18 protein-coding genes and 2 tRNA genes are annotated in these 19958 nt (G+C 70.8%); 7 read left to right on the plus strand and 13 right to left on the minus strand.

From position 1 onward, the window contains the following. Window positions 1-34 precede the first annotated feature (34 nt). From HUN58_RS17980 to HUN58_RS17990, 3 genes are all read left to right on the plus strand, one after another. Window positions 35-286 carry a hypothetical protein gene (locus HUN58_RS17980; protein ID WP_114849195.1) on the plus strand — a complete coding sequence of 84 codons (252 nt, stop codon included), beginning with the start codon at window positions 35-37 and terminating at the stop codon, window positions 284-286. 187 nt (window positions 287-473) lie between these two features. Then, complete coding sequence (locus tag HUN58_RS17985; protein WP_254631544.1) at window positions 474-1052, plus strand: TetR/AcrR family transcriptional regulator; 579 nt, start codon at window positions 474-476, stop codon at window positions 1050-1052. Between the two features lie 72 nt (window positions 1053-1124). Further along, window positions 1125-3152, plus strand: coding sequence for a M3 family metallopeptidase (locus HUN58_RS17990; protein ID WP_180225516.1), 2028 nt, complete (start codon window positions 1125-1127; stop codon window positions 3150-3152). A 194-nt stretch (window positions 3153-3346) separates the two neighbouring features. On the opposite strand, the gene clpX is transcribed toward HUN58_RS17990, so the two are convergent. Further along, window positions 3347-4627 (minus strand): ATP-dependent Clp protease ATP-binding subunit ClpX, encoded by a 1281-nt coding sequence (clpX, locus tag HUN58_RS17995; protein WP_141860723.1) that lies wholly within the window; start codon window positions 4625-4627, stop codon window positions 3347-3349. Window positions 4628-4807: 180 nt separating this feature from the next. On the opposite strand from clpX, the gene HUN58_RS18000 reads away from it, so the two are divergent. Further along, window positions 4808-5521 (plus strand): YcnI family protein, encoded by a 714-nt coding sequence (locus tag HUN58_RS18000; RefSeq protein ID WP_141860721.1) that lies wholly within the window; start codon window positions 4808-4810, stop codon window positions 5519-5521. A gap of 56 nt (window positions 5522-5577) precedes the next feature. Further along, a complete protein-coding gene (locus HUN58_RS18005) occupies window positions 5578-6192 on the plus strand; it encodes a copper resistance CopC family protein (protein WP_180225517.1) in 615 nt (204 codons plus the stop codon). A gap of 76 nt (window positions 6193-6268) precedes the next feature. On the opposite strand, the gene HUN58_RS18010 is transcribed toward HUN58_RS18005, so the two are convergent. The 5 genes from HUN58_RS18010 to HUN58_RS18030 form a co-directional block, all read right to left on the minus strand. Continuing rightward, window positions 6269-6928, minus strand: a complete 660-nt coding sequence (locus HUN58_RS18010) for an ATP-dependent Clp protease proteolytic subunit (RefSeq protein WP_058728413.1) — start codon at window positions 6926-6928, stop codon at window positions 6269-6271. A 26-nt stretch (window positions 6929-6954) separates the two neighbouring features. Beyond that, window positions 6955-7581, minus strand: a complete 627-nt coding sequence (locus tag HUN58_RS18015; RefSeq protein WP_058742932.1) for an ATP-dependent Clp protease proteolytic subunit — start codon at window positions 7579-7581, stop codon at window positions 6955-6957. Between the two features lie 158 nt (window positions 7582-7739). Next, a complete protein-coding gene (gene tig / locus HUN58_RS18020) occupies window positions 7740-9047 on the minus strand; it encodes a trigger factor (RefSeq protein WP_180225518.1) in 1308 nt (435 codons plus the stop codon). Between the two features lie 36 nt (window positions 9048-9083). Then, window positions 9084-9160, minus strand: a tRNA-Pro gene (locus tag HUN58_RS18025). A gap of 54 nt (window positions 9161-9214) precedes the next feature. Next, window positions 9215-9538: a hypothetical protein gene (locus HUN58_RS18030; RefSeq protein WP_114849060.1), complete on the minus strand. Its 324-nt coding sequence runs from the start codon at window positions 9536-9538 to the stop codon at window positions 9215-9217. Between the two features lie 56 nt (window positions 9539-9594). On the opposite strand from HUN58_RS18030, the gene HUN58_RS18035 reads away from it, so the two are divergent. Beyond that, a tRNA-Gly gene (locus HUN58_RS18035) sits at window positions 9595-9665 on the plus strand. 13 nt (window positions 9666-9678) lie between these two features. On the opposite strand, the gene HUN58_RS18040 is transcribed toward HUN58_RS18035, so the two are convergent. The 7 genes from HUN58_RS18040 to HUN58_RS18070 form a co-directional block, all read right to left on the minus strand. Further along, window positions 9679-9969: a DUF1905 domain-containing protein gene (locus HUN58_RS18040; RefSeq protein ID WP_180225519.1), complete on the minus strand. Its 291-nt coding sequence runs from the start codon at window positions 9967-9969 to the stop codon at window positions 9679-9681. A 220-nt stretch (window positions 9970-10189) separates the two neighbouring features. Further along, window positions 10190-11149, minus strand: coding sequence for an endo-beta-N-acetylglucosaminidase H (locus tag HUN58_RS18045; protein WP_180225520.1), 960 nt, complete (start codon window positions 11147-11149; stop codon window positions 10190-10192). Between the two features lie 84 nt (window positions 11150-11233). After that, window positions 11234-14239 carry a glycoside hydrolase family 38 C-terminal domain-containing protein gene (locus tag HUN58_RS18050; protein WP_180225521.1) on the minus strand — a complete coding sequence of 1002 codons (3006 nt, stop codon included), beginning with the start codon at window positions 14237-14239 and terminating at the stop codon, window positions 11234-11236. 39 nt (window positions 14240-14278) lie between these two features. Then, a complete protein-coding gene (locus HUN58_RS18055) occupies window positions 14279-15610 on the minus strand; it encodes a glycosyl hydrolase (protein WP_180225522.1) in 1332 nt (443 codons plus the stop codon). Next, on the minus strand, window positions 15610-16569 hold the full coding sequence (locus HUN58_RS18060) for a carbohydrate ABC transporter permease (RefSeq protein WP_144802201.1): 960 nt from the start codon (window positions 16567-16569) through the stop codon (window positions 15610-15612). Before HUN58_RS18060 ends, HUN58_RS18055 begins: the two co-directional genes overlap by 1 nt. After that, window positions 16566-17444, minus strand: coding sequence for a carbohydrate ABC transporter permease (locus HUN58_RS18065; RefSeq protein ID WP_058740421.1), 879 nt, complete (start codon window positions 17442-17444; stop codon window positions 16566-16568). The genes HUN58_RS18060 and HUN58_RS18065 overlap by 4 nt, the downstream gene beginning before the upstream one ends. Beyond that, window positions 17444-18739: a sugar ABC transporter substrate-binding protein gene (locus tag HUN58_RS18070; protein ID WP_174778621.1), complete on the minus strand. Its 1296-nt coding sequence runs from the start codon at window positions 18737-18739 to the stop codon at window positions 17444-17446. Before HUN58_RS18070 ends, HUN58_RS18065 begins: the two co-directional genes overlap by 1 nt. Window positions 18740-18841: 102 nt before the next feature. Between HUN58_RS18070 and HUN58_RS18075 the strand changes: the two genes are divergently transcribed. Then, window positions 18842-19873 carry a LacI family DNA-binding transcriptional regulator gene (locus tag HUN58_RS18075; RefSeq protein WP_058740423.1) on the plus strand — a complete coding sequence of 344 codons (1032 nt, stop codon included), beginning with the start codon at window positions 18842-18844 and terminating at the stop codon, window positions 19871-19873. Window positions 19874-19958: the final 85 nt, after the last annotated feature.

A 19958-nucleotide genomic window follows, 5' to 3' on the forward strand; every position in this document is an offset into this window, starting at 1 on the left:
GATGCGGCCGGTCCACACCGGACTGGAGGCACGGATGCAGTTGGGCACACGCTGGAACGTGGGTGGGCAGCCACCCGAGCGACTCCCCGAGGCGATGGTCGTCGCCGTGCGCGGGGTCGAGGACGAGCTCGCCGCCGCGTCCGTCGACGCGTCGTCGTGGCGGTGGACGCTCACGTTCCTCGAGGGCAAGCCGGTCGTCGAGCTCGACGACGGCACGTCGATCCGGCTCGACCCCGCCGGCCACGCGCAGGTGACCGACCCGGACGACGCCCCGGAAGAGGACTAGCCGCCGCACGATCGGCATCGGCATCGACATCGACATCGACATCGACATCGATGGAGCAGAAGTCGTCGGGTGCCGTCCCCGCACCCGACCGTTCTTGCTCCACCGAGGGTCGGACGCCGCGGCGTAGAGTGAGAACCGTCGTTCCCGACGCAGGGCCGGGAGCGCTGGAACAGGGATGGGGATGGTCATGCCCACCACCGTCGACCCGGGCACCCGGGACCGCATCGTCGACGTTGCCGACGAGCTGTTCTACGCGCGCGGCATCCAGTCGGTCGGGATGGACGAGATCCGCACCGGGGCCGGGGTCTCGCTGAAGAAGCTCTACGCGGCCTTCCCCGGCAAGGACCAGCTCGTCGCCGCGGTGCTCAGCAGCCGACACGACCTCTGGGAGCGGGGCGTCCGCGGTGCCGTCGACGCCGGGACCACCCCGCGCGACAAGCTCCTCGCCGTCTACGACTTCCTCGAGGACTGGTTCGGCGACGCGACCTTCCGGGGCTGCGGCTTCATCAACGCGTTCGGCGAACTCGGGGCGACCTCCCCCGCAGTGGCCGAGATCGCACGCGCCCACAAGGCGTCCTTCCAGCGGTACATCGCGGACCTGGCGGCGACGGTCGTGGCGGACCGGGACGCGGCAGAGTCCCTCGCCGCCCAGCTCGCGCTCCTCGCCGAGGGAGCGCAGACGACCGCGGCGATCTCGGGCGAGACGACGCCGGCCGTGCACGCGCGCAGCGCGGCCGCCGTGCTGGTCGACGTAGCGACACGCTGACGGTCCGCGCGTGGCGGGCGCGCCACGATCCTCCAGGCTGCCCGTCGGGTGGGCGGTCCGTAGGGTGGGGCCATGGCCAACCCGTTCGACGCACCGAGCACCCTCCCCTACGCCCTCCCGCCGTTCGACGACGTCCGGCTCGAGCACTTCCGTCCGGCGTTCGACACCGGCATCGCCGAGCAGCGCGCCGAGGTCGATGCGATCGCCACCGACCCGGCGCCGCCGACGTTCGAGAACACCCTGGTGGCACTCGAGCGCTCCGGCCAGCTGCTGATCCGCGTCAGCCACGTGTTCTTCACGCTGTCGTCCGCCGACTCGACGCCGGAGCTGCACGACCTCGAGGCCGAGGTCGCCCCGCTCCTCGCCGCGCACCGGGACGCGATCACGCTCGACTCCCGCCTGTACGCGCGGGTCGACGCCGTGCGGTCCGCGCTCGACGACCGGCCGGACCTGACCGACGAGGACCGTCGCCTGGTCGAGCGGGTGCACACGGAGATGACCCTCGCCGGTGCCGGGCTGGACGACGCCGGCAAGGAACGACTGACGACGATCAACCAGGAGCTGTCCACCCTGACGACGACCTTCGAGCGCAACCTGCTCGAGGACACGAACGACCTCGCGGTGCACGTCACCGAGGAGCGCGAGCTCGACGGACTCGACGACGGCGCGAAGTCGGCCGCTGCGGGTGCCGCCGCCGACCGCGGGCTGGACGGCTGGCTCATCACGCTGCCGCTGTACACGGGCCACCCGTGGCTCGCGTCCCTCTCCGACCGCGGGCTCCGTGAGCGGATCATGCGCGCCTCGCTCTCGCGCGGCCGTCGCGGCAACGAGCACGACAACCGCGACGTGCTGCTCCGGATCGTCCGGCTCCGAGCCGAGCGTGCCGAGCTGCTCGGCTTCCCGAACCACGCGGCGGTCGTGACGGCGGACGAGACCGCACGGACGCCCGAGGCCGTCGAGGGTCTGCTGTCCTCGCTCGTGCCCGCCGCGGCAGCGAACGCCGAGGACGAGCGCGCGGTCCGTTCCCGCACGGTCGGCTTCGAGGTCGAGGCGTGGGACTGGGCGTACGCCACCGAGGTCCTGCGCGGCGAGCAGTTCGCGGCCGACAGCTCGGCGCTCCGCCCCTACCTGGAGGCCGACCGGGTCCTGCACGACGGGGTGTTCCACGCCGCCGGGGCCCTGTACGGCCTGACCTTCACCGAGCGCCCCGACCTGCACGGCTACAACGACGAGGTCCGTGTCTTCGAGGTGCGCTCCGAAGACGGCGAGGAGGTCGGCCTGTACCTGCTCGACCTCTACACGCGGGACGGCAAGCGCGGCGGCGCGTGGATGAACCCCGTCGTCGAGCAGTCGCACCTGCTCGGCACGCTCCCGGTCGTCGTGAACAACCTCAACGTGGCGAAGCCCGCACCGGGATCGCCGACGCTCCTGATCCAGGACGAGGTCGAGACGCTCTTCCACGAGTTCGGGCACGCGCTGCACGGGCTGATCGCCCGGACGACCTACCCGCGGTTCTCGGGGACGAACGTCGAGCGCGACTTCGTGGAGTTCCCCTCGCAGGTCAACGAGATGTGGGTGACCTGGCCGTCCGTGCTCGCGAACTACGCCAAGCACCACGAGACCGGGGAGCCCCTGCCGCCGGAGCTCGTCCTCGGCCTGAGCGACTCGGCCGGGTTCAACGAGGGCTTCGGCACGACGGAGTACCTCTCCGCGGCACTCCTCGACCAGGCGTGGCACCGACTGTCGGCTGAGGCGGCCGCCGCGGTCCGGTCCGTCGAGGACTTCGAGCGGGACGCCCTCGCGGCCGCCGGGATCGACGTCGCCGCCGTCCCGCCGCGGTACTCGTCGACGTACTTCGCGCACACGTTCTCGGGCGGGTACGACGCCGGGTACTACGGGTACATCTGGTCCGAGGTGCTCGACGCCGACACCGTGGAGTGGTTCCGCGAGCACGGCGGGCTCTCCCGGTCGGCCGGGGAGCGCTTCGCGACGATGGTGCTCGGGGTCGGCGGGGCGCAGGACCCGCTCGAGGCCTACCGCGCGTTCCGGGGCCGCGACGCCGAAGTCGGGCCGCTGCTGCGCCGCCGCGGGCTGGAGTAGCGGCGCCGCGCGGCGCGCGTGCGGCGCGCGTGCGGCGCGCTGCCGCTCAACCGGAAGCACATCACACCACGGATCGCCGTGGTGCGGTGTGCTTCTGGTTGTGCGGAGCACCTCCGCCCGGGAACCACACGCCCGCCCCGCACACACGACGACGGCCCGGCCCCCGAGGGGACCGGGCCGTCGTGCGACGCGACCTACGCGGACTTCTCGACGCGCTTGGCCCGCGGCCGCGGCACGATCGTCGGCGCAGCGTTCTCGAGCACGGACTCGCGGGTGATCACGACCCGGGCGACGTCGTCGTCCGAGGGCACGTCGAACATGACCGGCCCGAGCACCTCCTCGAGGATGGCGCGGAGCCCGCGGGCACCGGTCTGCCGCAGGACGGCGAGGTCCGCGATCGCCTCGAGCGCCCCGCGGTCGAACTCGAGCTCGACCCCGTCGATCTGGAACATCCGCTGGTACTGCTTCACGAGGGCGTTCTTCGGCTCGGTCAGGATCTGCATGAGCGCCGACTGGTCGAGCTGCGAAACGGTGGTCACGACGGGCAGACGCCCGATGAACTCGGGGATGAGCCCGAACTTGTGCAGGTCCTCCGGCAGGACGTCGGCGAACAGGTCCTGCTGGTCGAGCGGGCTGTGCAGCGGAGCGCCGAAGCCGATCCCCCGCTTGCCGACCCGGGACGACACGATGTCCTCGAGCCCGGCGAACGCCCCCGCCACGATGAACAGGACGTTCGTCGTGTCGATCTGGATGAACTCCTGGTGCGGGTGCTTCCGACCGCCCTGCGGCGGGACCGATGCGGTCGTACCCTCGAGGATCTTGAGCAGGGCCTGCTGCACGCCCTCGCCCGAGACGTCGCGCGTGATCGAGGGGTTCTCGGCCTTGCGCGCGATCTTGTCGACCTCGTCGATGTAGATGATCCCGGTCTCGGCGCGCTTGACGTCGTAGTCCGCGGCCTGGATGAGCTTGAGCAGGATGTTCTCGACGTCCTCGCCCACGTAGCCGGCCTCGGTCAGCGCGGTGGCGTCGGCGACCGCGAACGGCACGTTGAGGCGCTTCGCCAGGGTCTGCGCCAGGTAGGTCTTGCCGCAGCCGGTCGGGCCGATGAGCAGGATGTTCGACTTCGCGATCTCGACGTCGTCGCGGTCTTCCGCCGCGGTGATCTGCCCCTGCGCCCGGATGCGCTTGTAGTGGTTGTAGACGGCCACGGCCAGCGCGCGCTTCGCCGGGTCCTGCCCGATGACGTACTCCTGCAGGAAATCGAAGATCTCGCGCGGCTTCGGGAGCTCGAAGTCCCCGCTCGCGGTGTCCTCGCCCGCCTCGGCCAGACGCTCCTCGATGATCTCGTTGCAGAGCTCGACGCACTCGTCACAGATGTAGACGCCCGGCCCGGCGATGAGCTGCTGGACCTGCTTCTGGCTCTTGCCGCAGAAGGAGCACTTCAGCAGGTCGGCGCTCTCTCCGATGCGTGCCATGGCGGTGCCCTCCCTGGTTGACCTCCGCGCGGGTGACCCGCCCGGTTTGACCGAGCCTAACCGCATCCGGCGACACCCACCGCGACGCCGTCCGGCCTGTCCCGCGGCGTTCGCCCACGGCGTCGTCTCCTGGTACCGTTGCACCGCTGCTCTACAAGTTGTAGAAACCGGAAGGACCCCATGACCAAGCGCCTCGCCCTCGTCGGCACCGCCACCCTCGGCGTGACCGCCGCGATCGTCCTCGGCACGGCGGCCGCCGCCAGCGCCCACGTCGAGGCCGACGCGACCTCCACCGCGGCGAACTCCTACACCACGGCGACCTTCTCGGTGCCGCACGGCTGCGACGGCTCCCCCACCACGAAGCTCGAGTTCCAGGTGCCGAAGTCCGTCATCGAGGTCACGCCGACGGTCAACCCGAACTGGACCATCACCAAGACGACCGAGCCGTACACGAGCGGGGCGTCGAGCAGCAGCGACGAGGACGAGGCCGGCGCCGTCCGCGTCACGAGCGTCATCTACACCGCCAAGACGCCGCTCCCCGCGGACGAACGCGACACCTTCTCGCTGTCGTTCTCGCTGCCCGACGGCAAGCCCGGCGACCGCGTGTCCTTCCCGGTCGTGCAGACCTGCGAGCGTGGCACGACCGACTGGGACCAGGTGCAGCAGACCGGCAAGGCCGAGCCGGAGCACCCCGCCCCGTCGATCGTCCTGACCGCCGCGACCGCCACGAGCGGTGACGACGACGCCCCCGCCACCACGGCCGCCGCGTCGACGAGCACCACCGCCCAGCCCGACCTGGTCGGCCGCTTCCTCGGTCTCGGCGGCCTGGTCGTCGGCGCCGTCGGCCTGGTCGTCGCGGTCGCCGCCACCCGCCGCCGGGACGCCGCGAAGTGACCCGTCCCACGCCGGGCCGTCGGTCCGCCCCGGGTCGGCGGTCGGCCGGGAGGATCGTGGCCGCGTCCGCCACGGCCCTCGCGATCGCGGGCGGTGCGGTCCTCGGGCTCGCCGCCCCCGCCAGCGCGCACAACTACCTGGTGTCGTCGACGCCGCAGGTCGGTGGGACGCTCACCGCGCTCCCGGGCCGGTTCGACATCACCACGAACGACCGGCTGCTCGAGATCGGCGGATCGGACTCCGGCTTCGCGTTCCGGGTCCTCGGGCCGGACGGCCGGTACTACGAGGACGGTTGCGTCACGGTGGACGGCCCGTCGATGACCACGAAGGCCGCCCTCGGGAAGTCCGGGAAGTACGCAGTCGAGTGGCAGATCGTCTCCGCCGACGGCCACACCGTGTCCGACCGGTACGACTTCACGTGGGACGCCCCCGCGGGCTTCTCCCCCGCAGCCGGCACGACCGACCCGCCGGTCTGCGCCACCGACCGGGCGAGCGCAGGGTCCGGCGCGGACGAGTCCGGCACCGCGACCAGCGCGGGCGACTCGACGGCGACCGACGCGCTGTGGATCGGCGCCGGCGGGGTCGTGCTCGCCGGCCTGGTCGTCGCGGTCCTCCTGCTCCTGCGACGCCGCCCGGCCCCGACCGCCGACCCGCACGACGACGAGGACTGATCCGCAACACGACGACGGCCCCGCAGCACGACGACGGCCCCGCACCGGGAGGTGCGGGGCCGTCGTCGTGCTGGTGCTACTTGACGAGCGCCGGCAGGTTCTTGCGGCTCGTGAGGACCTGGTCGATCAGGCCGTACTCGAGTGCCTCTTCCGCGGACATGATCTTGTCGCGCTCGATGTCGTTGTTGACCTGCTCCGGCGTGCGGTTCGAGTGCTTCGACAGCGTCTCCTCGAGCCAGGTGCGCATGCGGAGGATCTCCGCCGCCTGGATCTCGATGTCCGACGCCTGACCGCCACCCTGCTGGGTCGCCGGCTGGTGGATCAGCACGCGGGCGTTCGGGAGCGCCAGACGCTTGCCCGGGGTACCGGCAGCGAGGAGCACCGACGCGGCCGAGGCCGCCTGGCCCAGGCACACGGTCTGGATCTGCGGACGGATGTACTGCATCGTGTCGTAGATCGCCGTCATCGCGGTGAACGAGCCACCGGGCGAGTTGATGTACATCACGATGTCGCGGTCCGGGTCCATCGACTCGAGCACGAGCAGCTGGGCCATGACGTCGTCGGCGGACGCGTCGTCCACCTGCACGCCGAGGAACACGATGCGGTCCTCGAACAGCTTCGCGTACGGGTCCTGGCGCTTGAAGCCGTAGGCCGTGCGCTCCTCGAAGCTGGGGAGGATGTAGCGATCGGACGGAGCCGGGACGTTCTGCGCGCCACCGAGCATGGGGAGGTGCATTCTCGTTTCCTTCTCTTCGGTGGTGGTCAGTGGGACTCGGGCTCGGCAGCCGCGGTCGGCGTCTCGCCGTCGCCCACGGTTCCGCCGCCGCCGACGACCTCGTTCGAGGACGCACGGAGGTGGTCGACGAAGCCGTACTCCAGGGCTTCCTGCGCCGTGAACCAGTTGTCGCGGTCGTTGTCCTTGAGGATCTGCTCGATCGACTTGCCGGTCTGCTCGGCCGTGAGCTCCGCCATCCGCTGCTTCATGTCGAGGATGACCTTGGCCTGCGTCTGGATGTCGGCAGCGGTGCCGCCGAAGCCACCGGACGGCTGGTGCAGGAGCACGCGCGCGTTCGGGGTGATGTAGCGCTTGCCCGGGGTGCCCGAGGAGAGCAGGAACTGCCCCATCGAGGCGGCGAGGCCGATGCCCACGGTGACGATGTCGTTCGGCACGAACTGCATCGTGTCGTAGATCGCCATGCCCGCGGTGATCGAGCCACCGGGCGAGTTGATGTAGAGGTAAATGTCCTTCTCAGGGTCCTCGGCGGCGAGCATCAGCAGCTTCGCTGCGATCTCGTTCGAGTTCTCGTCGCGGACCTCAGAGCCGAGCCACACGATCCGGTCTCTCAGAAGGCGGTCAAAAACACTGGGGTTCAGTGTCGCTTCGGCCATGGAAAAGCTCCCGTTCAGTTGTCGCTTGATGTCGAACTTATCGGGTGCAACGCGGCTGTTCGCGTCTGTTCGCTCTGGGCGGTCGGGCCGGCCCGCCAACGGACAGGAGGCGCGGTGCCAGCTGGCACCGCGCCTCCCGTCTGGAAGCTGGTCGCGGACTACTCCTCGTCCTCCGACGGGGTCTGCGCGACGCCCGCCGTGAAGGCGGAGAGGTCGACGTCGCCGCCGTTGGAGTCCTTGACGGTCACCTTCGACAGGACGGTCGCGACCGCCTTCGAGCGGGCGACCTCGCCGACCATGCCCGGGATCTGACCGTTCTGGTCGATCACCTTGATGAACTCGGCGGGCTCCATGCCGTACTGCGCCGCAGCCTGGATGAGGTACTGGGTCAGTTCCTCCTGGGAGACCTGGATCTCCTCCTTCTCGGCGATCGCGTCGAGCAGGATCTGCGAACGGAAGGCCTTCTCGCTGGACTCGGAGACCTCCTTGCGGTGCTCCTCGTCCTCGAGGCGGTTCTCCTGCTCGAGGTGACGGTGCACCTCGTCCTCGATGAGCTGCTCCGAGATCGGGATGTTGACGTCCTCGATGAGCTTCTCGACGAGCTTGTCGCGCGCAGCAGCACCCTGGCCGAAGGTCTTCGACTTGGCGATCTGCTCCTTGAGGTCCGCCTTGAGCTCGTCGATGGTGTCGAACTGGCTGGCGATCTGGGCGAACTCGTCGTCGGCCTCGGGGAGCTCGCGCTCCTTGACGGCGGTGACGGTGACGGCGATCTGGGCGGTCTCACCCTCGCGGTCGCCGCCGACCAGCGTCGACTCGAAGGTCGTCGACTCGCCGGCGGTCAGGGACTCGAGCGCCTCGTCGATGCCCTCGAGCAGGTCGCCCGAGCCGATCTCGTAGGAGACGCCGGTGGCCGAGTCGACCTCGTCGTCACCGATGGTGGCGGTCAGGTCGATCTGGGCGAAGTCGCCGGTCTTGGCCGGACGGTCGACCGTCACGAGCGTGCCGAAGCGGGTGCGCAGGTTCTGCAGCTCCTCCTCGACCTCGTCGTCGGAGACCTCGACCGCGTCGACCGTCAGCTCGTACTCGTCGTACTTCGGCAGGTCGAACTCGGGGCGGACGTCCACCTCGAAGGTGAGGACGAGGTCGCCCGTGAAGTCCTTCACGTTGGGGAGCTCGGCGACGTCGGCCTCGGCGCGGCCGAGGATGCGCAGCTCCTGCTCCTCCACCGCCTGGCGGTAGAAGGTGTCGATCGCGTCGCCGACGGCGTGGTTCAGGACCTCGCCGCGGCCGACACGCTGGTCGACGATCGCCGGCGGGACCTTGCCCTTGCGGAAGCCGGGGATGTTGATCTGCTCGGCGATGTGCTTGTACGCGTGGTCGATGCTCGGCTTGAGATCTTCCGGCGTCACGTTCACGGTGAGCTTGACGCGGGTGTCGCTCACCTTGTCGACGGTGCTGGTGGCCAAGGGATGTACTCCTGTTGGTTGACGTTCGAGTGGACCTGGTCGGGGCGACAGGATTTGAACCTGCGACCTCCCGCTCCCAAAGCGGGCGCTCTACCAAGCTGAGCTACGCCCCGTGACTGGGCCAGGGTGGCCGCGCACACCCGAGGGCACGCACGACCGCGACGAGTCTAGCGGTCCGCCGGTGACTGGTTCCCGGGCGGCGTGCCGCGCTGTGGAGGAGCCGGGTCGGCCGCCCGACGGAGGCCCTGCCGCCAGCGGACCCCGACGGCCACCTGCACCGCTCCCGCGCCCAGGACGAGCAGGAGTCCGACGACGATCCGCCACACGTGCAGGAGCGCGTGCCACGGCTGGGCCTGCGGGTCGCCGAAGACCTCCGGCCGGAGCGAGAACACCACGGCGGCGAGGGCCAGCAGCACGAACGACACCACCCGCGAGCGGCGGATCCGCCGGGTGTCGCCCGGGTCGGGCTGCGGCAACACGTTCGATGGCATGTCGGGGGTCGTTCGTCCGCTACGATGGTGGCGCTGCGCAACCAGTGCTGCAGCGCGGGGATGTAGCTCAATGGTAGAGCCCCAGTCTTCCAAACTGGCCACGCGGGTTCGATTCCCGTCATCCCCTCCGTACTTCCTGCTCAGGGGGCGCCGAGCGACAGGGTGAGGTGCACGGTGTCGCCGAGGCCGACCCCCGTCCGGGTCCGCTCCGCCTTCCGCAGCGGCACGAGGTACCCGCCGTCCTTCGGGAACAGCGACGTCGTCCACCGCACCCGCCCGATCGCGACGCCCGCCGGGACGACGCCCCAGCCGTAGGTCAGCTCGGACGCGAGCTCGTGGACGAGGTCGGCGACGTCGTCTGGCACCACCGCGTACACGTACGGCGCCGGACCGCGCCACTCGATCACCTCGGCCTCGAACGCGAGCTCCACGCCGCGATCGTACGTCGGGCCTGCCACAGGCACGACCTCCGCGGCCGATCTGGCCGTCCTGGTTCTCGATCCCCGGGATCCGCGAACCAGGACGGTCACGATCCGGGCGGAAGTGCGCTTCTCCGAGCCGGTCCGGACCGGACCGACGCGACGGACGCGCCCCGCGCCTCCAGGCCGAAGCCGAGGAGCGCGGGGCGCGGGCCGCCGTGCGGAGGCGAGGTCAGCGGTACGACGCGGCCTGCCCGTAGAGCACTTGCGTGAACGACGACACGTACGGCGAGACGTCGCCGTCCGGCAGGTTGTACGTCATGAAGACGCCGTAGCCGTCGGCCTTGGTGCGCTGCGCCAGGGACACCGCCGTCGACTGCGGGGTGTTCTGGATGTCGACCGCCGCCGCCGACAGCCGCGACTTCCCGAGCCCGGGGATCGACGGCGCCGAGTATGTGCCGTAGTAGGGGTTCCAGGCGTAGTCGAGCTGCGACCCGATCGCCGGGCTCGACGAGGACAGCGCGTCGGACGCCGGGCCGATGTCGTAGAACGAGACGAGCTTGCCGGGCATGTCGGCGCGCAGGGCGCTGATGAGCCAACCGATGGACTGCTGGTTCGGCTGCGGGGTGCCGTTCGTGCCGTAGTCGGAGTACTCGTCGTCGAGGTCGACGCCGTCGAGCCCGTACTTCGCGACGGTCGCGGACACCTGGGCAGCGAAGTCCTCTGCGGCGGCCTGCGTCGGGAAGTTCGCGATGCCGGCGCCCTGGTGGTTGCCGAGGATCGACAGCGAGACCTTGATGCCCTTCGCCTGCAGCGGCCGGATCTGGGTCGCGGCGTCGTCGAGCGTGCGCTGCACGTTCTCGTTGTTGTACAGGACGGCCTTCGACCCGTCCCAGTTGATGTTCGCGGCGAAGATGATCGCCACGTCGAACGCGTTCGCGCCGTCGGCGAGCGTGTAGCGGCCGACGTTCGCGAGCTGGTCGTTGTTGACCTCGACGTAGGCGATGCTCGTCGGCCCGTCCTTCATCGGGGCGGCGTGCGGCTGCTTGCCGTGCCCGACCCCGTGGGACGCGCCGACACCGTGGGACAGGCCGGTGGGCGACGGTGCGGCGGACGCGGCCGCCGGGACCATCGGGACGGCGAGCGCCGCGACGAGCGCTGCGACGATCCCGAGCTTCGTTGACTGCTTCATGACACTCCTCTTCGAGTGACGAACCGGCCGGCGGACGCCGACCGGGGCCGCCGCCGGGGCACCCGAAGCCCCGGCGACGGGGTCTCAGGCGGACGTCCGAGCGAAGCGGAACGTCCGCACCTCGTAGGCGTCGACGGCGAACGCGGACGGGTCGATCGCCGCGAGCGGTTCCTCGAGCAGGGTCACCTCGCACGGGTCGCCGAAGGGTCCGTCCACGGCGATGCCGCCGGTCCCCCGGCGCCCAGCGGGCTCGTACACGCGGACGACCAGGTCACCCGAGCGGTCGTCGGCGAGCTTGACGCTCGACAGGACGACGTCGCCGGAGACCCGCACGAGCGGCGCGAAGCCGTGCCCGCCGGTCACCGTGCGGGCGCCGGCGTTCATCACGACGCCGGCCGCCGTCGCCCCGAGCTGGTCGGTCCCGACGACGATGCCGTAGCGGTGCGTCTGCACGCCCTGATCGGTCTCCGGGTCCGGGAACCGCGGTGCGCGCAGCAGCGAGAGCCGGACGGTCGTGGTGACGTGGCCCTCGACGGCGTCGCGGGTGGTGTCGAAGCCGTGGATCGAGTCGTTGACCAGGGCCACCCCGAAGCCGGGCTCCTCGACGAGGACGTAGCGGTGCATCGAGGTCTCGAACTTCGCGGCCTCCCACGACGTGTTCGTGTGCGTCACGCGCTTCTGCGCACCGAACTGCGTCTCGGCGACGGTGTGCTCGGCGCGGACGTCGAGCGGGAACGCCACCTTGAGGAACTTCTCGGTCTCGTGCCAGTCCGTGACCTGGTCGAACTCGAGCGTCCGGGAGCCGGGCGCCAGGACGATCTCCTGCGTCACGGTCGAGTCGCCGAACGCCCGCTCGACGACCACCCGGGCGGCACCGGTGTCGTCGACTGCGGCGCGCAGCCCGGTGACGTCGGTCAGGTCCTCGACGCGGTTGCGGTAGTAGCGGTCGACGTCCCACGCGTCCCACATGTTCGGGAAGTCCTGGTGCAGCTGCAGCAGGTTCGCGACGCGGCCGGGCGCGATCGCGTCGCGCCCGGTCGACAGGTCGACCGCGCTCGTGACGAGTCCGCGCGCGTCGACGACGACGCGCACCAGGTCGCTCGCGAGCACCCACCCGCCGTCCCGCTCGGTCAACGACACCGGGACCGCCGCCGGCACGTCGGCCGCGGTGGTCGCCCCCAGCGCGGGTGCGCCGGCCTGGAGGAACGGGGCCGGGTTGACGACGACCGGCACGTCACCGGGACCGGCGAGTGCCGCCAGCGCGCGCTCGGTGATCGCGGTCAGCGCGGCGGCCGTCTCGGCGTACTTCGCCACCGCCTCGCGGTGCACCCAGGCGATCGAGGTGCCGGGCAGGATGTCGTGGAACTGCTGCAGCAGGACCTGCTGCCAGAGGGCGTCGAGTTCGTCGTACGGGTACGCGAAGTCGGTGCGGGCCGCCGCGGTCGTCGCCCAGAGCTCGGCCTCGAGCAGCAGCTGCTCGCACCGGCGGTTGCCCTGCTTCGTCCGGTGCTGGCTGGTCAGGGTCGCCCGGTGCAGCTCGAGGTACAGCTCCCCCACCCACACGGGCGGGTCCACGAGCTCGGCCTTCGCCCGGTCGAAGAACGCGTCCGGTTGCTCCCACCGGACCTTCGCGCTGCCCTCGAGGTCGGCGAGCCGCGCGGCCGTGCCGGTCATCTCTCGCGTGGTGCCGCCGCCACCGTCGCCCCACCCGACGGGGGCGATCGAGCCGGAGGCCAGGCGGTTCTCGCGGAACTGCCGGGAGGCCTTCGCGATCTCCTCGCCGGAGAGCCGCGAGTTGTACGTGTCCATCGACGGGAAGTGCGAGAACACCCGCGAGCCGTCGATGCCCTCCCAGAGGAACGTGTGGTGCGGGAACTTGTTCACCTGGTTCCACGAGATCTTCTGCGTGAAGAACCACTCGAACCCGGCACGGCGCATGAGCTGCGGCAGGGCCGGCGAGTACCCGAAGCTGTCCGGCAGCCAGACGCCCTTCGGACGGATCCCGAACTCGCGCTCGAAGAACCGCTGCCCCTGGGAGAACTGCCGCACGATGCTCTCGCCCGTCGGCATCACGGTGTCCGACTCGACCCACATCCCGCCGAGGGGCAGGAACCGACCGGCGGCCACGGCGTCTCGGACCCGGGCGTACACCTCGGGGCGGTGCTCCTTGATCCAGGCGTACTGCTGCGCGCTGGACATGCCGTACAGGAAGTCGTCGGTCTGGTCGATGAGCTCGGTCATCGTCGACGTGGTCCTGGCGACCTTGCGGATCGTCTCGCGCACCGGCCAGAGCCACGCGGAGTCGATGTGCGCGTGGCCGATCGCCGAGACGGTGTGCGCGGAGGCCTCGGCTGGGGCGGCGAGGACGTCGAGCAGGGCGGCCCGGGCGTCCCCGGCGGTCTCGGCGATGCGCTGCAGGTCGAGGCGGTCGAGCGCGTCGTCGAGCGCCTGCAGGATCCGCATCCGCCGCGGCCCGTCGGGCAGCTGCGCCTGGAGTTCGAGCAGCACCTCGAGGTCGAGCGACAGCTCGTGCACATCCGACGCGAACACCGCGAGGTCCATCCGGCGGCTCGTGTAGAGGCGCTTCGACGACGAGGTCTGCACGTCCCCCTCCTGCGTCGGCAGGAAGGGGTGGTAGTCGAGCAGGACGGGGTTCGACGCCGCCTCGACGAACAGCTCGACCGTCTCCCCGCCCTCGGCGCGCTCGGAGACGAGCACCCACTGGTTCCGGGGGTTGATCGACTTCACCGGGGTCCCGTCGGCGCGGTACACGAGCCCCTCGCACTGGAAGCCCGGCATGTTCTTGTCGAACCCCAGGTCGACGACCGCCTCGACCCGCTGCCCGGCGTACGCCGCCGGCACGGTCCCGGTCAGTCGGAACCAGGTCGTCCCCCACGCGGCGCCCCACGGCGTTCCGACCTCGTACGGCGTCCAGTCGAGCGCGAGCCCTTCGGCGGGCGGGACCGGCTCCCCCGGCAGCTCGTGCCAGGCGACCTCGAGCGGGACCGACGTGGCGTGCACGGCCGGCAGGATGCGCTCGTCGAGGACCCGTCGGGCGCGTCCGGTGGTGAGGGGGATGTCGTCGTGCATGGGGTCCTTCCGGGTGGAGCGGTGTGGGAGGTCGGGCGCTCAGGCGCCGGTGGCGGGGTGGGCGACGGCGAGGACGGTGCCGTCCAGGCCGTCGGGCACGTGCTCGATCGTCGTGATGCCGCGTGCTGCGCGCAGGCCGTCGTCGAGGAGCCGGGAGCGCAGCAGCACCTGCGGGCCACGTCCGTCCGGAGCTGCCTCGGCGAGTGCGAGCCAGGCGGCCGCGAACCGCCCGCCGGGGGCGCAGTCGGCGCGGACGCCGGGGCGCGGGGTGCCGTCCGGCCCGACGTCGTCGAGGACGATCCCGGTGGCGGGCGGTGCGGCCGGCGACGCGGTTGCGGATCGAGCGAGAGCGGCGAACGCTTCGCCCGCGGGCTTCAGTCGTCCGTCGTTCGTGAACAGCCCGAGGTCGTACTCGAGCTCGGGGAAGTCGGCGAGGGACCGGGCGACGTCGTGCGAGCACCACCACGTCACGCCGAGCACGTCCTGCGCCCCGAGGACGTGTCGGATGGTCTGCTCGGTGAAGGACGCGGCGTCGGCGGGTGGGACGACGTTCGTGGGGGCGCCGACCTCCTGCAGCCAGTTCGGCCGGTGGGGGTCCCGGTTCCAGGCCGCGGCGAGCTGCAGCAGGTACTCGCCGTGCCGCACCGAACCGGGTCCGAGGGCGCCGTGGAGCTCCGCCGCGCCGTTGAACACCCACGAGTGCGTGACCGTCGCGTCACCGTGGTCCGCCGCGTGCTCCGGGCCGAAGGGCTGCGCGTCGTCGTACCAGGCCGCGTCGTACTGCGCGACGGTGACCAGCGGGGCGGACCCGCGCCGTGCCTCCAGGCCGGGTCCCCCGTCCGTCCCCAGGCCCCGCCGGGCGGCGTCGACCATCGTCGTCGCCCATGCGTGCCCCTGCTCGGCGGTGACGCCGAACGGCGCGGGGTGCGGTGCGTGCGCGAACTGGTTGACCTCGTTGCCGATCGTGATGCCGAGCAGGTTCGGCCGGTCCGCGACGGTCCGGGCGAGCGCCTCGACGTAGGCGGCGGTCGAGGCGACGACGTCCGGGTCGGTGAACAGGTTGCGGCGGTGCCACGTGTCGAGCCAGGCCGGCACGAAGTCGAAGCTCGACAGGTGTCCCTGCAGGGCGTCGACGTTCACGTCGAGCCCGAACGACCCGGCGATGTCGACGACGGTCGCGACATCGGCGAGCGCCCGCTGCCGGATCATCGTCCGGTTCGGCTGCACGACCGGCCACAGGGGGAAGATCCGCACGTGGTCCGCACCGAGCGACGCGATCTGCTCGAGGTCCCTGGCGGTGTCCGACGGCGAGAAGTCGAGCCACGAGTGGAACCACCCGACCGACGGCGTGTGGTTGACGCCGAAGCGCATCAGCCCTTCACCCCGCCCTCTTCCACTCCCTTGAAGAAGAAGCGCTGCAGGACGGCGAAGACCACGGCGATCGGGATGAAGGCGATCATCGTGCCGGCGGCGATCATCCGCTGGTCGGTGGCGAACGTGCCCTGCAGGTACTGCAGCCCCACGGTCAGCGTGAGGTTCTGCGGGGACTGCAGGACGATGAGCGGCCACAGGAAGTCGTCCCACGCCCCGATGAACGAGAAGATCGCGATCACGGCGATCGTGCCCTGCACGGCGGGCAGCGAGATGTACCGCAGGCGCTGCATCGCGTTCGCGCCGTCGACGACGGCCGCCTGGTCGATCTCCTCGGGGATCTGCCGGAACGCGTTGAACATGAGCAGGACGTTGAGCGCCGCGATCATCCCGGGCAGGGCGACGCCGACCAGGTTGTCGGCCAGGCCGAGGTCCTTCACGGTGACGAACTGGCTGATGATCGTGGCCTCGCCGGGGAGCACGAGCGTCGCGAGGAACAGGCCGAGCACGAGCTTCCGGAACCGCCACTGCAGTCGGGCCAGGGCGAAGCCGGCGAGCGTCGCGAACACGATGTTGCCGACGACGTCGATCGCGGCGACGAGCACCGAGTTGCCGATGTACCGCCAGACCGGGATCGCCGCTGCGACCTTGAGGTAGTTCTCGATCGTCGGCTCGGACGGGATGAACGACGGGTTCGCCGTGTAGATGTCCTCGCCGGCGCCCTTGAGCGACGTCGAGAGCTGCCAGAGGAACGGCCCGATCGTGATGAACAGCACCACCACGAGCAGGACGTAGCGGACGACCTTCTCGCGGGTGGACATGACGCCCCAGACCGCGCGGCGGCGGCGTGGGGGCCGGGCCCGGCGTGCGTCCGTCGCGCCGGTCAGGTCCGGTGCGGGTGCGGCTGCGCCCGCGGCGCCGCCGAGGGCCGGTTCGGTCGTGCTGGTCGTGTTCGTCACTTGTCGGCCTTGCTGTTCATGCGGGCGAGGGCGAGCATCGGCAGGAGCGTGACCACGAAGAGCAGCAGGCTCAGGGCGGACGCGTAGCCGAGGTTGCCGGTGAACCCGCGGGCGTACTGCTGGATGAGCATGACGAGCGAGTTGTCCTGCCCGCCCGGACCGCCGGTGCCGTTGGTGAGGATGTAGAGCTCGCTGAACACCCGGAGCGCGCTGACGCAGACCAGGATCCCGACGAGCGTCATGGTGCCCCGGACCCCCGGGACCGTGACCGACCAGAACCGGCGCACCGCGCCGGCACCGTCGAGCGCAGCGGCCTCGTGCAGGTCCTTGCCGACGTTCCCGAGTGCCGCCAGGAAGATGATCATGTAGTACCCGAGGCCCTTCCAGACCGTCAAGCTGATCGCGCTGAACAGCAGCAGCCACCGGTCGGTCAGGAACGGGATCGCGCCCTGCACGACGCCGAGCGCCTGCGCCATCTCGTTGACGACACCGCGGTCGTCGAGGATCCAGGTCCAGATGAGCCCGACGACGACCGCGCTCGCGATCACCGGCGTGTAGAACGCGGTCCGGAAGAACGCGATGCCGGGGAGCTTCTGCTGCACGAGCACCGCGATGAGCAGCGGGCCGATCGTCAGGAGCGGCAGGCACACCGCCATGTAGACGACGCTGTTGAGCAGCGCCTCCCACACCTGCGGGTCGGCGAGCAGGGTCTCGAAGTTCCGGAAGCCCACCCACTGGCTCACGCCCCCCAGCGGGCTGGCGTTCGTGAACGACAACCGGACGGTGTTGATCGACGGCCAGAGGCTGAACGCGAGGAGCCAGACGAGGGCCGGCAGGACGAGCAGCCAGGGCGTGAACCAGCGGTTGGCGCGCATCAGCCGTTGGCCAGGAGCGAGTTCATCTTGTCCTGCGCGGTCTGCAGGGCCTGCTCCGGCGCGACCTGCCCCTTCATGGCGAGGGCGATCTGCTGGTCGAGGAAGTCGGTCATCGCGGAGTTCGCCTCGACCGGGTTGAGCACCTTCGCCTGCTTCAGGGCCTCGTTCGCGAGGACGCGTGCCGTGCCGTTCACGGTGCCGTCGTCCTTCGAGAAGTACGGGTCGGACTGCGACGACGTGGTCGACGGGAAGATGTTCACCTGGTGGGCGAACGCCTCCTGGTTCTTGGCGTTCGTCATGAACTGCGCGAACGCCTCGGCGGTGGCGAGGTGCTTCGACTTGCTGGACACCGACAGGCCCTGCACGTACAGCGGCGGGGTGTCGAGCGCCGGGCTGACCACGACGTTGCCCTTGAGCGACGGGTTGTTCTTGATCATGTCCGAGAGCGCCGTCGCGCCGCCGGTCGTCCACGCGACCTTCTGCTGCGTGAACAGCGTCGAGTTGCCGAGGTAGTCGCTGTTCAGGACGTTCGAGGGCATGTAGCCGTCCTGGTACGCCTCCTTGTAGCGGTCGATGAGATCGACGGCCTTCGACGAGTCGGCGAAGGTGAACTTCGTGCCGTCCGAGTTCAGCACCTTGACCCCGGCGAGCGTGAAGTCACCGAGACCCGGCTTGCGGCTCATCAGGTAGTCGTCCGGGCAGTTGCTGTGCATCGTCTTGGCCTGCGTGAACAGCTCGTCGGTGGTCTTCGGCGGGTTGTCCGCGTCGAGGCCGCACTTGTCGAACATCGACTTGTTCCAGTAGTCGACATCCGTGTTGAGGTACCAGGGGTAGCCGTACGTGCCGTCGAGCCCCTTGTATCGGTACGAGTCCAGTGCGCCGGCGACGTACGTGCTGCCGAGCTTGCTGTCGTCCTTCGACACGTCCTGCAGGAAGCCCCGCTTGGCGAGCGGCAGTGCGATGTCCGGCGGCAGGTTGATCACGTCCGGCAGCGTGTTCGAGGACGCCTGGCTGAGCACCTTGTCGGCGTAGCCGTCGCCCGGCTGGTCCTGGAGCTTCACGGTCGCCTTCGGGTGCTCCTTCTCGAACGCCGAGATGACGCCCTGCAGGTAGTCCGTGTACGTCGGCGTGAGCGCCCACGTCTGCAGGGTGATCGTCCCGTCGATCGCCCCGCTCCCGCCGCCGCTCGCGCCGCTGCTGCCGCTCGAGCAGCCCGTCAGGACGAGGGCGGTCGCCGCCGCCGTCGCGAGCAGCGCTGCCGCGCGGCCCCTCGTCACCCGTGTGGTGGTCCTCATCGCAACCGACTCCTTCGTCATCGTGCTCAAGCGGTTCAGTTGGTGGTGCTGAACCGGCGTGTGGCTGCCACTGTCCATGACTAAAGCGCTATAGTCAACCCCGTGGCCAGCAGACGTCGCACGACCATCGCCGACATCGCCGCACGCGCCGGGGTGTCCATCAGCGCGGTGTCGTTCGCGCTCAACGACCGGCCGGGGGTGTCCGCCGAGACCCGCCGCCGTGTGCAGGAGATCGCCCGCGAACTCGACTGGCAACCGCACACCGCCGCCCGCGCCCTCGGTGGCGCCCGCGCCGGGTCGATCGGCTTCGTGTTGAATCGGCCGGCACGGACGCTCGGCACCGAGTCGTTCTTCGGCGACCTCATCTCGGGGATCCAGCTCGGGCTCGCCGGGACCCACGTCGGCATGACCCTGCTCGTCGCCCGGGACGCGGCCGAGGAGCTCACGACCTACCGCGACTGGTGGCGCGGGCACCGGGTGGACGGCGTCGTCGTGATCGACCCGCGCCGCGACGACGAGCGTCTGACCCTGCTCGCCGAGCTCGGCATGCCCACCGTGGTCGTCGGCTCGCACCCCTCGCCGGACGGCGCCGCCCCGAGCGTGTGGATCGACGACTCGGACGCGACGGACACCGTGCTGCGGTACCTGCACGCGCTCGGACACCGGCGGATCGCGCACGTCTCCGGTCGGCCGGAGTTCGAGCACACGGCGATGCGGGTCGAGCGGCTCCGGGCCTTCGCGGCGGACGCCGGGCTCGAGGACACCGTGTCGATCCCCACCGACTACTCCGCGGACGAGGGCGCCCGGGCCACCCGCGCACTGCTGTCCCGCACGGTGCGACCGACGGCGATCGTGTACGACAACGACGTGCTCGCCGTCGCGGGGCTCGGCGTCGCGAGCGAGATGGGCGTCGCGGTCCCGGGCGCCGTGTCGATCGTGTCGTTCGACGACTCCGCGATGATCCGGCTCGTCCGCCCCGCGATCACCTCGCTGACGCGCGACACCGTCGAACTCGGGCAGCGCGCGGCGGTGCTGCTGCGCGAGCAGATCGACGCCCCGGCTCCCCTGCCGTCCCGGCCCGGACCGTCGCTGACCCTGAGCGTGCGCGAGTCGACGGGCCGCGCGGCCACCTGACACCGGGGACCCGGTGGGTGCGCAGCGCGCCCCGCCATGCCCACGGCCCGGTCCGGGCGCGCAGCGTCCACGTGGCGCACCCCGA

This window comes from Curtobacterium sp. Csp1, from assembly GCF_013347185.1.

Bases quoted from the DNA above. Each gene is read 5' to 3' on its own strand.
- HUN58_RS17980 (WP_114849195.1), top strand. From the start codon at position 35: ATGCAGTTGGGCACACGCTGGAACGTGGGTGGGCAGCCACCCGAGCGA.
- HUN58_RS17985 (WP_254631544.1), top strand. From the start codon at position 474: ATGCCCACCACCGTCGACCCGGGCACCCGGGACCGCATCGTCGACGTT.
- HUN58_RS17990 (WP_180225516.1), top strand. From the start codon at position 1,125: ATGGCCAACCCGTTCGACGCACCGAGCACCCTCCCCTACGCCCTCCCG.
- clpX (WP_141860723.1), bottom strand. From the start codon at position 4,627: ATGGCACGCATCGGAGAGAGCGCCGACCTGCTGAAGTGCTCCTTCTGC.
- HUN58_RS18000 (WP_141860721.1), top strand. From the start codon at position 4,808: ATGACCAAGCGCCTCGCCCTCGTCGGCACCGCCACCCTCGGCGTGACC.
- HUN58_RS18010 (WP_058728413.1), bottom strand. From the start codon at position 6,928: ATGCACCTCCCCATGCTCGGTGGCGCGCAGAACGTCCCGGCTCCGTCC.
- HUN58_RS18015 (WP_058742932.1), bottom strand. From the start codon at position 7,581: ATGGCCGAAGCGACACTGAACCCCAGTGTTTTTGACCGCCTTCTGAGA.
- HUN58_RS18030 (WP_114849060.1), bottom strand. From the start codon at position 9,538: ATGCCATCGAACGTGTTGCCGCAGCCCGACCCGGGCGACACCCGGCGG.
- HUN58_RS18045 (WP_180225520.1), bottom strand. From the start codon at position 11,149: ATGAAGCAGTCAACGAAGCTCGGGATCGTCGCAGCGCTCGTCGCGGCG.
- HUN58_RS18050 (WP_180225521.1), bottom strand. From the start codon at position 14,239: ATGCACGACGACATCCCCCTCACCACCGGACGCGCCCGACGGGTCCTC.
- HUN58_RS18055 (WP_180225522.1), bottom strand. From the start codon at position 15,610: ATGCGCTTCGGCGTCAACCACACGCCGTCGGTCGGGTGGTTCCACTCG.
- HUN58_RS18065 (WP_058740421.1), bottom strand. From the start codon at position 17,444: ATGCGCGCCAACCGCTGGTTCACGCCCTGGCTGCTCGTCCTGCCGGCC.
- HUN58_RS18070 (WP_174778621.1), bottom strand. From the start codon at position 18,739: ATGAGGACCACCACACGGGTGACGAGGGGCCGCGCGGCAGCGCTGCTC.